The organism is Thalassospira indica, assembly GCF_003403095.1.
In the GTDB taxonomy this organism is placed as follows: Bacteria; Pseudomonadota; Alphaproteobacteria; order Rhodospirillales; family Thalassospiraceae; genus Thalassospira; species Thalassospira indica.
Genome location: NZ_CP031555.1, coordinates 1,276,922 through 1,290,307 on the forward strand (window position 1 = coordinate 1,276,922; position 13,386 = coordinate 1,290,307).

General features: G+C 54.9%; 11 protein-coding genes. 5 read left to right on the forward strand and 6 right to left on the reverse strand.

What is annotated here, in order from left to right; all coding sequences use genetic code 11:
• Position 1 precedes the first annotated feature (1 nt).
• Together iolE and iolB are read left to right on the forward strand one after the other, a co-directional pair.
• Positions 2 to 907, forward strand: coding sequence for a myo-inosose-2 dehydratase (gene iolE, locus DY252_RS06080; protein WP_064787244.1), 906 nt, complete (start codon positions 2 to 4; stop codon positions 905 to 907).
• Complete coding sequence (gene iolB, locus DY252_RS06085; protein WP_064787243.1) at positions 907 to 1,710, forward strand: 5-deoxy-glucuronate isomerase; 804 nt, start codon at positions 907 to 909, stop codon at positions 1,708 to 1,710. The genes iolE and iolB overlap by 1 nt, the downstream gene beginning before the upstream one ends.
• Before the next feature lie 374 nt (positions 1,711 to 2,084).
• Here the strand turns inward: iolB and DY252_RS06090 are convergent, their stop codons facing one another.
• The 5 genes from DY252_RS06090 to DY252_RS06110 all read right to left on the reverse strand — a co-directional run bounded on the left by DY252_RS06090 (position 2,085) and on the right by DY252_RS06110 (position 9,270).
• On the reverse strand, positions 2,085 to 3,092 hold the full coding sequence (locus tag DY252_RS06090; RefSeq protein WP_064787242.1) for a siroheme synthase: 1,008 nt from the start codon (positions 3,090 to 3,092) through the stop codon (positions 2,085 to 2,087).
• Positions 3,064 to 5,772: a nitrate reductase gene (locus tag DY252_RS06095; protein WP_064787241.1), complete on the reverse strand. Its 2,709-nt coding sequence runs from the start codon at positions 5,770 to 5,772 to the stop codon at positions 3,064 to 3,066. Before DY252_RS06095 ends, DY252_RS06090 begins: the two co-directional genes overlap by 29 nt.
• A complete protein-coding gene (gene nirD, locus DY252_RS06100; RefSeq protein ID WP_064787240.1) occupies positions 5,762 to 6,112 on the reverse strand; it encodes a nitrite reductase small subunit NirD in 351 nt (116 codons plus the stop codon). The genes DY252_RS06095 and nirD overlap by 11 nt, the downstream gene beginning before the upstream one ends.
• Positions 6,113 to 6,117: 5 nt before the next feature.
• On the reverse strand, positions 6,118 to 8,589 hold the full coding sequence (gene nirB, locus DY252_RS06105) for a nitrite reductase large subunit NirB (protein ID WP_064787239.1): 2,472 nt from the start codon (positions 8,587 to 8,589) through the stop codon (positions 6,118 to 6,120).
• 303 nt (positions 8,590 to 8,892) lie between these two features.
• Entirely contained in the window at positions 8,893 to 9,270 is a 378-nt protein-coding gene (locus DY252_RS06110) for a hypothetical protein (protein ID WP_064787238.1), read from the reverse strand.
• A 94-nt stretch (positions 9,271 to 9,364) separates the two neighbouring features.
• Between DY252_RS06110 and DY252_RS06115 the strand changes: the two genes are divergently transcribed.
• The 3 genes from DY252_RS06115 (at position 9,365) to DY252_RS06125 (ending at position 12,587) form a co-directional block, all read left to right on the forward strand.
• Positions 9,365 to 10,672, forward strand: a complete 1,308-nt coding sequence (locus DY252_RS06115) for a NarK family nitrate/nitrite MFS transporter (RefSeq protein ID WP_231959601.1) — start codon at positions 9,365 to 9,367, stop codon at positions 10,670 to 10,672.
• A 148-nt stretch (positions 10,673 to 10,820) separates the two neighbouring features.
• Positions 10,821 to 11,408: an ANTAR domain-containing response regulator gene (locus DY252_RS06120; RefSeq protein ID WP_008889538.1), complete on the forward strand. Its 588-nt coding sequence runs from the start codon at positions 10,821 to 10,823 to the stop codon at positions 11,406 to 11,408.
• A 3-nt stretch (positions 11,409 to 11,411) separates the two neighbouring features.
• Entirely contained in the window at positions 11,412 to 12,587 is a 1,176-nt protein-coding gene (locus DY252_RS06125; protein WP_064787236.1) for a CmpA/NrtA family ABC transporter substrate-binding protein, read from the forward strand.
• Between the two features lie 53 nt (positions 12,588 to 12,640).
• On the opposite strand, the gene DY252_RS06130 is transcribed toward DY252_RS06125, so the two are convergent.
• On the reverse strand, positions 12,641 to 13,297 hold the full coding sequence (locus DY252_RS06130; protein WP_064787235.1) for a TetR/AcrR family transcriptional regulator: 657 nt from the start codon (positions 13,295 to 13,297) through the stop codon (positions 12,641 to 12,643).
• Positions 13,298 to 13,386: the final 89 nt, after the last annotated feature.

A 13,386-nucleotide genomic window follows, 5' to 3' on the forward strand; every position in this document is an offset into this window, starting at 1 on the left:
CATGATCCTTTACGGTACCAATCCGATTGCATGGTCCAATGATGATGACCAGACACTGGGTGCAGAAATCAGCCTTGAAACCTGCCTGTTCGAAGCAGGCAAGATCGGGTTTGATGGCATTGAAAAAGGCCACAAAATGCCGACTGAGCCGGCGGCACTTAAAGCAGCCCTTGACCCGCATGGACTGAAGTTCGTTTCGGGTTGGCATTCGCTTAATCTGCTGGTGCATTCGGTCGAAGATGAGAAAAAGGCGATCCAGCCTCATCTGGATCTTCTTAAGGCGATGGGATGTAAGGTTTGCATTGTCTGTGAAACGTCAAACGCCATTCATGGAAATGATGACATGGCACTGAATAACAGCCCGGTTCTGCATGAAGATCACTGGGCGAAGTTTGGCGCAGATATCGAAAAAATCGCGGCCTACTGTGCCGAGCAGGGCATTGATCTTGTGTACCACCATCACATGGGCACGATTGTTGAAACAGCCGATGAAATTCATGCCTTCATGGCCAATACAGGCCCAAAGACCAAGCTTTTGCTTGATACCGGGCATGCCTGGTTTGGCGGGGCTGATCCGGAAGAGCTCGCTGTGCGGTACATGGACCGGGTTGGTCATATCCATTGTAAGAATGTGCGTCCGGCAGTCAGCAAACAGGTTCGTGAAGAGGGGCTTAGTTTCCTTGAAGGTGTCCGCCGGGGTGTGTTTACCGTGCCCGGCGATCGCGAGGGTGGCGTTGCGTTCGAACCGGTTTTGAAAATTGCCGGTGACCACGACTATTCCGGTTGGCTGGTGATCGAGGCCGAACAGGACCCAAATGTTCGCAACCCGTTTGAGTATCAGTCTCTGGGACTGAAATCACTTCGAGATATGGCACGCAAAACCGGACTGGATAAGGGAGAAGCCTGATGGCCAACCTGCTCAGAAAACCAAATGGAACCACAGGCAAGGTCCACGATATCACGGTTGAAAGTGCCAATTGGGGATATGTCGGCTTTGGCCTCTATCACCTCAAGGCCGGTGAGAGTGCAGCCGAAGTAACCGGCGATCGCGAGGTCATTCTGGTTCTGGTCGAAGGCAAGGCGCAGATTTCGGTCGGTGATCAGGATTTTGGTGAGCTTGGCAAGCGTATGAGCGTGTTTGAGCGCATTCCACCAGCCTGTGTGTACGCCCCGAATGACAGTGAATGGCAAGCGGTGGCGACCACGGATTGCACAATCGGCGTCTGCACCGCACCGGGCAAGGGAAATTACCCGGCACGCGTGATCGAGAATATCGAACTGGTGGAACGTGGCAAAGGCGCGAATACGCGCTATATTCACCCGATTGCAATGGAAGAAAAAGACATTGCCGACAGTCTTTTGGTGACCGAAGTCTTTACTCCACAAGGCAATTGGTCAAGCTATCCGCCGCATCGTCATGACGAGGATAACTATCCCGACATGACCTATCTTGAGGAAACATACTACCATCGCCTCAATCCCAAACAGGGATTTGGTTTCCAGCGGGTCTTTACCGAAGATGGCGAACTAGATGAAACCATGGCGGTGTCAGACGGTGATGTTGTGCTGGTGCCCAAAGGCCATCATCCATGTGGCAGCCCTTATGGCTATGAGATGTATTACCTGAATGTCATGGCAGGCCCTATGCGCAAATGGCGGTTTCAGAACCATCCGGACCATGACTGGATATTCCAGCGCGACAGCAAGTGATGCCGTTGTTTGATCCAGGACCCAACGGGGCACACAATTGCAACATGGTGACAAGCCTTGCGGTGCATGTAGTCATGGCTGTGCTTAGCGTGCTTGTGGTGTTCAGCTCCAACATTATGAACGAGGCGACCGAAGTTTCCCCGATTACGGGCATGGCGTGTAGGACCTGGCTCTTTAAGGGCCTGCCAGATTACAAACAACCTGAACGCGGAAGCCCTGCAAAAGCGCGCTATTCAACACCATGCGGGTGGTCGTATTAAAACCGGATTTTGATTTCGAGTGAGGTTTGATATCACCTCGCTTTACGTTGCAAAAGCCACCAGTGGTCTTGGTCGTCGCGGGGGTGAATAACCTTCAACTGCTTGCTTTGTCGGTCAGTTTTGACAAAGCCGCAGGACGTTCATGCCCTGTTGGGTGAAGAACTGGATTTGTTTGCTGATCGCCAATCCGGTGTCAGGTATTTCGCCGTGTTTGTCGTTAGAGAGACTCATGCTGATAAGGGTTGCATCCCGGCGGGCCAGGGCAAGGATGTCGGGTGCCACGTCCTTGTCGTGGAAAATGATATCGGCTGTTTCGATGTTGCCGGCAACGCCGTGCGGGATGTCATAGGCGTTATCGGCACTGATTGTGACGTGCAAGGATTGACCGGATGGCACGGTTGCGCTGCTGCCTTGCGGGACAAAGGTGCGGAGATCATGTGCGAGGTCATCGGGTGTGACTTTGCCAGTGTTGTCCGCGCGCAAGGCGTTTTGGAAAAAACGGGTCCAGAAGCGCTGTCGAGACAAGCTGTCGTTCAAATGTGCGGCCACGGTTTCGCGGGCGTCACGGGCGATCTTGGCGAGGTTTGACAAGGTTGCCGGGAACACGGTTTCAAGTCGTTGCCGTAACATGCGCGCCAGTGCCGGGGCGCAGGCACCCGTCGAAATCGTGATCATGATCGGTGCGCGATCAAGTATGGCGGGCACAATGAAATCGCAATGCGCGGTCTTGTCGACGACATTCAGCAAGATGTTGCGTCGTTTGGTTGCCGCCTTGACCCGCTTGGTCAGATGGGGATTGTCCGTCGCGTCAAACACCATGATCGCGCCGTTAATCATGGTATCGACAAACGGGGCGCGTTCCCAAGTGATCTGACCGGTATTGTGCATCTTTGCAACATCATCGCACACTTCTGGCGCAATCACCGTGATATCGGCGTGACTGCGCAGCAGAAGGCGGAGCTTGCCTGCGGCAACTTCGCCGCCCCCAAGCACAACAACCTTCTTGCCCTGCACTTTCACAAATGCCGGGAAGTAGGCGAATTTTTCGTCCGGCTGATCGGTGGTTGCCCGAGGTGCCGTGGCGTTCAGAGTACTATTCTGCGGCGCGCGGTAATACGTCATCGAGAATCTCCTTTATTTCCGGCAAGCAGGATCCGCATCCTGTCCCGGCCTGAAGCAAGCGGCCGATATCGGTCGCCGTCACGGCATTCTGTTCAGAGATGGCTTTGCTGATTGCGGCCAAGCCAACCGAGAAGCACGAACAAATCAGGCGATCATTGATCGCCCCGGCATCGGGCATCCGCCCGGCCAAAAGCGCGTTGCGTTCAACCGGCGCGATGGCATCCGCACCAAACAGGTTTGAAACCCAGTCACGACCAAGTGCCGGGCGATCAGGGTCGACAAACAGCGCCCCGGTCATGCGATCACCCTCGAGGCGGGCAAACCGATGAACCCCCTTGTTGGCATCGGAATATTCAATGATCTGCTCAACGTCCCTGTTTGCGGCAATCGGCAAAAGGGATTTAAACAGGATCGGGGCATCACCGGCGATTTCGTAAACCATGCTGCCCGGTCCGGTCGCACCCACCCAGTAGGGCAGTTTGGAAAGATCGACCGGTGTGCTTGAAAACAGCAATCCCTGCCATTTGGCGCTAAACGGTTCGAGGGCGACCGGAATATGCTTGCTTTCGGGTTGGCCGGAGTGGGGGTCAACATTGGGGGGCTGTAGTCGACCAATCCCACCCGCGGCCGAGAAGACATCGTTCCAGTGCATCGGAACGAAAACCTGTCCTGGTGTTTGTGCATCCGTAATTGCCACCCGCATCAACGCAGTGCCATGCGGGCTTTTGATCCGTGCGATCCCGCCATCAGCAAGGCCGTAAAGCGCAGCATCCGTTGGGTGAATTTCAAGCAAGGGTTCAGGGCGATGCGCGCTGAGCCGGGCGGCAGTGCCCGTGCGCGTCATGGTGTGCCACTGATCGCGGTAACGACCGCTATTGGCAATCAGCGGATATTCCCGGCTGGTTTGAGATTGCGGGCCACTATGCGTAATTCCAAGCATCTTGGCGCGCCCACTTGATGTGGTGAAGATCCCATCGCCATAAAGGCGGGTTGCGCCATTCGCAGGCTGAGATTTGCGCGAGGCCGGCCATTGAAACGGTGCCATGCTATCGTAGGCCGATTTTCTGGCCTTGTGCCATGAACCGATATCAAAGGCACGTGTGCCATCATTTTCGAATTCCGACAGGGCGGCGTGCTCGGCAAAGATGTCGCTTGGGTCCTTGTATTTGAACGCCTTGGCAAAGCCCATGGCCTTGGCGACTTCGGACATGATCCACCAGTCTGGCTTGGCATTGCCAAGGGCCTCTCGGAACGGACGTTGGCGCGAAATGCGTCGTTCGGAATTGGTGACCGTGCCCGATTTTTCGGCCCAACCGGCAGCGGGGAGTTTGATGTCGGCATGGCGCAATGTATCGGTATCGTTCACCACATCCGAAACAATCACCAAAGGACAGCGCGAAAGCGCAAGCCGTACGCGATCGGCATCCGGAAGGCTGACAGCCGGATTGGTCGCCATGATCCACACAGCCTTGATTTCACCACGCTCAATGGCGCGGAACATATCAACCGCCTTGTATCCTTCGCCCTGTTCAAGAACATCGGATTTCCAGAACCGACGCACGCGATCAACATCAATCGGGTCATTGGGGTTCATGTGGGCGGCCAATTGATTGGCAAGCCCGCCAACTTCGCGTCCGCCCATGGCATTGGGCTGGCCGGTGACGGAAAACGGGCCTGAACCCGGCTTTCCGACGCGTCCTGTTGCCAGATGGCAATTCAGGATCGAATTGACCTTGTCCGATCCGCTTGAGGACTGGTTTACCCCTTGCGAGAACACGGTGACGGTGCGTTCAAAGGCAGCAAACCAGTTAAAGAACGTTTCCAGTTTTCCCAGACCCGAGCCGAGTTCATCAGCGCTTTCATGGGTGTCGAGCCCGCATTTTTCTGCGGTTGTCTCGATATCAGGGCAGTCAGCACGTGCTTCTGCCACGGCGCGTTCGTAGCCGGTCACATGACGGGCCACGTAACGAAGGTCAGTATTGCGGGTTTGATCAAGCCAGGCCAGCAACCCGTTAAACAGGGCAACGTCGCTGCCCGGTTTGATCGGCAGGTGCAGATCGGCAATATCGCAACTTGCCGTCCGCCTGGGATCAATCACGACGATCTTTGTGCCGTGTTTTTCCTTGGCCGCACGCAGGCGCTGGTTTAGCACCGGGTGACACCATGCCAGATTTGATCCGGTCAGAATGACCAGATCGGCGATTTCAAGATCCTCGTAACAGCCCGGCACAACGTCCGCACCAAACGCCCGCTTATGTCCGACTACGGTTGATGCCATGCACAGCCGGGAATTGGTATCGATATGCGGTGATCCGATGAAGCCTTTGATCAGCTTGTTGGCGACATAGTAATCCTCGGTCAGAAGTTGACCCGAGACATAAAACGCCACCGACTTCGGACCATGCTGTTCGATGGTATCGCGCAGGCGCTTTGCCGTTTCGCCAATCGCATCATTCCATGCGACCGGCTTGCCATCGACTTCGGGTTCCAGCAGGCGAATATCGCGCTGTTCCTCGGCCATGATGGTATCGATCAGCGCGGCACCCTTGGAACATATCCGCCCGAAATTGGCCGGATGATCCGGATCGCCGCCGACAGCCCATCCATCACGGGTTGGCGAAATGATCAGGCCACAGCCAACACCGCAATAGGGGCAGGTTGTTTTGACCTCATCCTGCATGGCGCAATCCAGCTTGCAGTTCGGTCAGGCCAACACGGACAATCCCATCAATGACCTGGCATTCCACCTTGGCAGCACAGCCGTCATCGGGTCCCTGTGTCTCGCCGGTTTCAAGCGAGAACACCATGTTGTGCAACGGACAGGTCACGAAATGACCATGGACGATGCCCTGTGCCAGTGGCCCTTGTTTGTGCGGGCAGCGGTCCAGCAACGCAAAGATCTGATCATCAAGCGTTCTGAAAATCGCAATGCGATCCGTTTCGGTTTGCAGGGTGCGTGCCCCTTGCTGCGGGATGTTGGCAGCGGGTCCGACTTCTACCCATGTCAGAGTGTTGCTCATCTGTCTTACTCCGCTGCGACCATCGAAAGGGGGGTGAATTCGTGCGCGTCAACGCCTTCGGATGCGCGTTCTGCCCATGGATCAATCTGCGCTGTTTTCTGACTGATCATGAAGCGTTCAAACAGCGCCTTGCGGTTGGCTTCGTCATCGACGACCCGTTCCTGAACATGTTTCAGGCCGACCCGTTCGATCCATGGGGCCGTGCGTTCAAGGTATCGGGCTTCTTCACGGTAAAGCTGAATAAACGCGCCGCAATATTCCTTGACCTCGTCGTCAGAGGTGACCTTGCACAGAAGATCGGTCGCACGGACATGAATGCCGCCATTGCCACCAACATGCAGGTCCCAGCCACCATCGGTGGCCACAACGCCGAAATCCTTGATGGTTGCTTCGGCGCAGTTGCGTGGGCAGCCCGATACGGCCATTTTGAACTTGTGGGGCATCCAGGACCCCCATGTCATTTTTTCGAGTTCGACGGCCATGCCCATCGACATCTGTGTGCCAAAGCGACACCATTCCTGCCCAACGCAGCTTTTGACTGTTCGAAGCGATTTGCCATAGGCATGACCCGATACCATGCCCGCTGCATTCAGGTCGGCCCAGACAGCCGGCAGGTCTTCTTTTTTGACCCCCAAAAGGTCAATGCGCTGACCGCCGGTAACCTTGACGGTGGGGATTTCGAACTTGTCGGCAACATCGGCAATCGCACGCAATTCACGCGGGTTGGTCAAGCCACCCCACATGCGCGGAATAACCGAATAGGTGCCGTCTTTCTGGATGTTGGCGTGAACGCGTTCGTTGATAAAGCGTGACGCACCGTGATCGACATATTCACCCGGCCACGCCGCCAGCAGGTAATAGTTCAATGCCGGGCGGCAAACATGACAGCCATCAGATGACTTCCATTCCAGTTCCTGCATGACAGCCGGCATGGATTTCAGGTTTTTGGCAATGATCAGACGACGGACGCTGTCATGATCATGATCGGTGCAGGTGCAGATCGGCTTGACCGTCGCGGCCTGATAATCCCCGCCAAGGGTAGCGGCCAACAGGTTTTCAACAAGACCTGAACAGGACCCGCAGGATGCCGATGCCTTGGTATGGCCTTTGACCTCATCAAGGGTGGTCAGGCTCTTTTCACTGATGGCGGCAACGATCGATCCTTTGCAAACGCCGTTACAGCCACAAATCTCTGCATCGTCTGGCAGGGCTGCAACGGCATCAAGAGGGTTTCCAGAAGATCCCGCTGCAAATGCCTGACCAAAGGCAAGTGTGTCACGCAGTTCGGTGACGTCTTCGCCGTCCTTCATCAGCTGGAAATACCAGCCGCCATCGGATGTGTCGCCATACAGGACCGCACCCTTGATCTTGCCGTCTTCAAGAACGATGCGCTTGTAAACGCCGCGACCTGCATCGCGGAAAACGATTTCCTCTGTCTCGCCGCCGCCGGAAAAATCACCTGCGGAAAAGACATCGACACCTGTCACCTTAAGCTTGGTCGAGGTGACCGAACCGGTATAGCCATCAGTTTCGATTTCGGCCATGTGATCGGCCAGCGATTTGGCCATTTCAAACAACGGGGCAACCAGACCATAACATTGACCGCGGTGCTGAACGCATTCGCCAACGGCAAAGATCGCCGGATCACTGGTGGTCATGACATCGTCAACAACGATGCCGCGTTCGACTGCAACACCCGCGTCTGCGGCAAGGCGCCCATTGGGGCGAATGCCAACAGCCATAACCACCAGATCAGCCGGGATCATGCGTCCGTCTTTAAGGCGAACGCCGGTAACATGTTCACTGCCAACGATCTCGGCGGTATCGGCCTCGGTAATCACCGTGATGCCGCGACGTTCCAGTTCTTGCGCCAGAAGATAACCTGCCGACGGGTCAAGCTGGCGTTCCATTACATGGCCTGCCAGATGCAAAACCGTGACATCCATGCCGCGCGATTGCAGGCCAACGGCCGCTTCAAGGCCCAGAAGGCCGCCGCCGATGACGACAGCCGGGCCGCCCTTGGCAGCAGCACCCAGCATGGTGTCGACATCATCGACATCGCGGAAGGTGACTACGCCGTCAAGCTTGTGACCGGGAACCGGGATGATGATCGGATCAGAACCGGTTGCCAGCAAAAGCTGGTCATATTCAGTTTCGGTTCCGCTTTTGGAAATCACCACTTTGCGGTCGCGGTCGATCTTGATCACCGGGTCACCGGAATAAAGATGGATGTTGTTTTCGGTGTACCATTCCGGGCTGTTGATCACGATTTCGTCGAAATCCTTTTCGCCAGACAGCAGTGGCGACAGCATGATGCGGTTATAGTTCACGCGCGGCTCGGCACCGAAAACGGTGATGTCATATTTGTCTGGTGCGCGGTTCAGGATTTCTTCAACGGTCCGCATGCCGGCCATGCCGTTGCCGATGACAACCAGGCGGGCTTTGGCGGTTCGTAATGCAGCAGTGACGTGGTTCATTTGTCTCTGGCTCCTCGTCGCGGGATGCGAATTGGCACAAAAAAACGCCCGATGCGGCCTGCCCTCAAAAGAGGCATTTCGCAACGGACGTCGTTATCCGGTGAACCCGTCTTTGGATTCTTTATACATACAATCGGCTTTTTCGCCGGAGCCGCAGGCGACACTGCCCGCGCTCTTCCTTCAATATATTCAAGTGCCGTGCCAGAATTGAAATTTGAGAAAATTATCTTTTAACAAACTGAAAATATTGATGAAAAGACTTGTCCGGCAGATTGGGGAATTTGGCTGAATTCATTAAAATGTTCAAAAAATAGTCACTGCGAGAAGTGAGTGATTTAAATTTGTGCAAAAAATAGTCATTTTGGCGCCCTGAAAAACATTCTGTGCAGATGCGGTCGTCAAATTATGATTATTTTCAACGATTTGATGGAATTGTCCCGCATCGCGGAAGAACTGGCGCGGTGTTTGCAATACCGGTTTCGTGTGAGCAGCTTTGACGAAAGCATTCCCAATGACGGGTGGCTCACAGTTCTTCGTCCAACGGCGGACGATCAGACGTTTGGAACAGCAGCGCGATGAGCGCGCAGCCTTTCCGATACGAATGACGGGCCGCCTGCGGACATCTTCCAGATGAAGCATGAGGCCCATGGGGAAAAACCGTCGGTCGTACAAAGCAAACATCAAGCTCTGCGCGACCTAAACGAAGGGCTTCAATGTTATGGAAATCAAGAACAAGGCTACACGCATAAATCTATTCAGTCTCAAGACTGTCCAGATGCGTACTTTCCACCTCACCTGGCTTTCATTTTTCCTGTGCTTCTTTGGCTGGTTCGGGATCGCACCGCTGATGCCGCTGGTGCGCGATGATCTGGGTCTTAGCAAAAGCGAAATCGGCAGTACCATCATTGCCTCTGTCGCGATTACGGTTCTGGTCCGGCTTTTGATCGGACCGCTCTGCGACAAGATCGGCCCGCGCAAGACCTATACCGGTCTTCTGGTGCTGGGGTCGCTTCCGGTCATGCTGATTGGTCTTGCCGACAGTTATGAAACCTTCCTGCTTGCCCGTCTGGCCATTGGCTCAATCGGCGCATCCTTTGTCATCACGCAGTATCATACCTCCATGATGTTTGCGCCAAACGTTGTCGGTACGGCCAATGCCACGACGGCGGGTTGGGGTAACCTAGGCGGTGGCGTGACCCAGATGGTCATGCCAGCAATCCTTGCGATGGTTCTTGGTTTTGGCGTGGCTGAAACCATGGGCTGGCGTCTGGCGATGGTGTTCCCGGGTGCAATCATGCTGGTTGTTGCCGTGCTGTACTGGGTCTTCACAACCGATTGCCCGGAAGGCAACTATGCCGACATGCGCAAAAGTGGCGCGCTTAAGCCGGAAGACGATACTGACGGTGCCGCCAAGGGCATGATGGCGGCCGTTTCCGATTACCGTGTCTGGGCATTGTTCCTGGTGTATGCCGCCTGCTTTGGTGTCGAACTGACGATCAACAACATTGCGGCGATCTATTTCTTCGACAAGTTCGAGCTTTCATTGGCAACCGCTGGCATGATTGCCGGTCTGTTTGGTTTGATGAACATCTTTGCCCGTACGTTGGGTGGTGTGTTCTCTGACAAATTTGCTGCCAAGGGTGGCCTTTCGGGTCGTGTGAAATTCCTGTTCATGGCACTGTTCATCGAAGGCGTCGCACTTGTTGCCTTCTCGCAGATGGAAGCACTGGTTGTGGCCGTTTCGGTGATGATCGTCTTCTCGCTGTTTGTTCAGATGTCAGAAGGTGCGACCTTCGGGATTGTGCCGTTCGTCAACCGCAGGGCGCTTGGCTCTGTTGCCGGTATTGTCGGTGCGGGCGGTAATGCTGGTGCGGTCGCAGCGGGCTTCCTGTTCAAGTCCGAAGCACTTACCTATCAGGAAGGTCTTCTGTATCTCGGTCTGGCAGTGATCATCTGCTCGTTCGCGGCTTTGGCTGTCCGGTTCTCGGCGGAAACCCAGGCCGAAGAAAAGGCGCGTTTCGATGCAGCACAGTCAGAACGTTTCGGGACTTCGGGTACAGCGCAGCCGGTTCCGGCTGAATAAGATACGCTGTTTGATATGATCTTTTCGGGATGCGGTCGGAACCGCATCCCGAAACCAATAATCCGGACCCGTAAACGGGACGGAGCATATAAAAAATATCTCAGAGAGGCGCAGCCATTTCAGGCTGTCAGGGAGTTAGGGTTAGTTGGTGAAGCTGGAAGAATTCAATATTCTGGTGATTGACGAAAATCCGGACCGTGCGGCGATTGTCGAACGTGGTCTGGTTGAAAGCGGCTATACCCGCGTGGCCCGTATTGGCACGTCCCACAATCTGGTCGAACGCATCCAGGCGTTGGCGCCAGACATCATCATCATCGATCTTGAAAACCCCGACCGCGATACGCTTGAACAGATGTTTCAGGTGTCACGCGCCATTGCACGCCCGATTGCGATGTTCGTTGATCAAAGCGACGCATCCATGATCCACGAGGCGGTGTCGGCAGGTGTCAGTGCCTATGTGGTTGATGGCCTGCGTCAGGACCGCATTCGCCCGATTGTCGAAATGGCGATTTCACGGTTCAACGTCTTTGATCAGCTGCGCCGCGAACGTGATGAAGCACAGGCAAAGCTCAATGAACGCAAACTGATTGAACGGGCCAAGGGCATCCTGATGAAAGAAAAAGGTCTGTCCGAAGAAGATTCTTATGCGCTGCTGCGCAAAAACGCCATGAAGCAAAATCGCAAGATTTATGAAATCGCCCAAAGCGTCATCACGGCGTTTCAGTTGGAGTTTTGATGGATGGCTAACAAGGTTCGTCTCGGTTTTGTTCCACTGGTCGATTGTGCCATTCCGGTGGTGGCACGTGCCATGGGGTTTGCCCAGCAGGAAGATATCGATCTGGAACTGGTCCGTGAAATGTCATGGGCAGCCATTCGTGACAAACTTTCCTTTGGTATGTTTGAAGCAGCCCACCTTTTGGCGGGGATCCCGATTGCCGCACGCCTTGGGCTTAGCGGCTTGCCGGTTCAAAATATCGTCGTGCCGATGGCGTTGGGCCGTGGTGGTAATGCGATTACGGTCTCGACCCAGCTTTATCAACGTATGTTGGAGGCCGACACGAATGCGATGCTTGGTCCGCGCGGGCGGTCGGCAAGGGCGCTTAAAAAGGTCATTGATGAAGACAAGGCCGAAGGGCGGCCGATCCTGTCTTTTGCCACCGTGTTTCCGTTCTCAAGCCATAACTATGAGCTTCGCTACTGGATGGCGGCAGCAGGCATTGATCCGGACATGGATGTGAATATCGGCGTGATTGCGCCGCCACGCATGTTTGACAGTTTGCGTAATGGCTGGGTTGACGGCTATTGCGTGGGCGAACCTTGGAATCAGCGCGCAGTCTTTCACGGCGATGGTGTGATTGTTGCGCTTAAGGATGATATCTGGTCACGAAGCCCGGAGAAGGTTTTGGGCCTGCGTGAAGACTGGGCGCAAGGCAATCCGGAACTTGTTTCGGCACTTGTCCGTGCGCTTGTCCGCGCGGCTGAATGGGCCGATCAACCTGGCAACCGTGTTGAGCTGGCCCATATACTGTCTGAGGAGGCCAATGTCGGTGCGCCATTCGAAGTGCTGAAGGCATCGCTGAGCGGTAAGCCGGTGTTACGTCCGGGGGAGCCACCGATAGATCTTCCTGACCGCCACGTTTTTTACCGCTACACCGCAACTTTCCCGTGGTTGTCACAGGGCCGCTGGATTGGTGAACAAATGAAGCGTTGGCGACAAATTCCCCAAGACACGGATCTTAAAGCCGTCATTCCCGATGTCTTCCGACCGGACCTTTATCGAACGGCAGTTGCCGGGCTGGATGTTCTGGTTCCGCAGGATGACTGGCGCGTCGAAGGTGCCGCAGACGCACCGGATCGATCACTTGTTGGTATGGATCAATTCCTTGATGATACTATTTTCAAGGCTGAGTTCTGAGCCGACAGGTGGATTTACCCGCACTGAAAATCTGATGAATGCCGCTGACTGGTTCAGGGCACAAAACTGTGCCGGGCGTAGAACCGGTTGAGTTCGCTTTGCGTCGACGCCTGGCCGCAGAATGTTTCGACATAGCCGGGAATGCGTGCCATGCGCACGGCCAGATCTTCGTTTGCTTTCATCGAGATATAGCCGATCTGTACCAGATAGATCGCACGGGCGCGGACGTCGGCCATGCGTTCTTCCTGTCCAAAATGGATGAACAGTTTGGCAAGCGCATCAAGGCGTTGCTGATCGGCCTTTTCAATCTCGGCCCGGACATCGTCGGACTGCATCGACCAGCTGCGTACGGCAAATTCAAGACGCGAGTCAAACAGGTCGGGCATCAGCCAGCAGTCGATGATGTTCAGCATCGCTTCCGAGACGGTTTCGGCATAGGCCTCTGTCTGTTTGATCAGATTACCGGTGTTTTTTTCGCGCCACAGATCAAGTAACGCGCCGAGCAATTCCTTCCGGTCCTTGAAAAACCAATAGAAGCTGGTGCGTGACAGGCTGAGGCGCTTTGCCAATGGCTGAATCTTCACACCATCCACCCCGGTTTCAATCAGGGCGTCATAGGCAGCGTTCAGCCAGATCTCGGCCGATCCGCGCCATCCACTATTTTGCCCGGAGCTGGTTTGTCCGGCGGTATTTTCAATCTGTTCTTCCATGGATCTGTCCTTAGCAAACTGCCCGAGTCCGGACAAGCACAGTGTACATCAATGTATCTGAAATATACACTAGTGAACTTAAAATTGAC

What these genes read in the sequence shown, in the direction of transcription:
- iolE (WP_064787244.1), top strand. Translation starts at nt 2, where the DNA reads ATGATCCTTTACGGTACCAATCCGATTGCATGGTCCAATGATGATGAC.
- iolB (WP_064787243.1), top strand. Translation starts at nt 907, where the DNA reads ATGGCCAACCTGCTCAGAAAACCAAATGGAACCACAGGCAAGGTCCAC.
- DY252_RS06090 (WP_064787242.1), bottom strand. Translation starts at nt 3,092, where the DNA reads ATGACGTATTACCGCGCGCCGCAGAATAGTACTCTGAACGCCACGGCA.
- DY252_RS06095 (WP_064787241.1), bottom strand. Translation starts at nt 5,772, where the DNA reads ATGCAGGATGAGGTCAAAACAACCTGCCCCTATTGCGGTGTTGGCTGT.
- nirD (WP_064787240.1), bottom strand. Translation starts at nt 6,112, where the DNA reads ATGAGCAACACTCTGACATGGGTAGAAGTCGGACCCGCTGCCAACATC.
- nirB (WP_064787239.1), bottom strand. Translation starts at nt 8,589, where the DNA reads ATGAACCACGTCACTGCTGCATTACGAACCGCCAAAGCCCGCCTGGTT.
- DY252_RS06110 (WP_064787238.1), bottom strand. Translation starts at nt 9,270, where the DNA reads ATGTTTGCTTTGTACGACCGACGGTTTTTCCCCATGGGCCTCATGCTT.
- DY252_RS06115 (WP_231959601.1), top strand. Translation starts at nt 9,365, where the DNA reads ATGCGTACTTTCCACCTCACCTGGCTTTCATTTTTCCTGTGCTTCTTT.
- DY252_RS06125 (WP_064787236.1), top strand. Translation starts at nt 11,412, where the DNA reads ATGGCTAACAAGGTTCGTCTCGGTTTTGTTCCACTGGTCGATTGTGCC.
- DY252_RS06130 (WP_064787235.1), bottom strand. Translation starts at nt 13,297, where the DNA reads ATGGAAGAACAGATTGAAAATACCGCCGGACAAACCAGCTCCGGGCAA.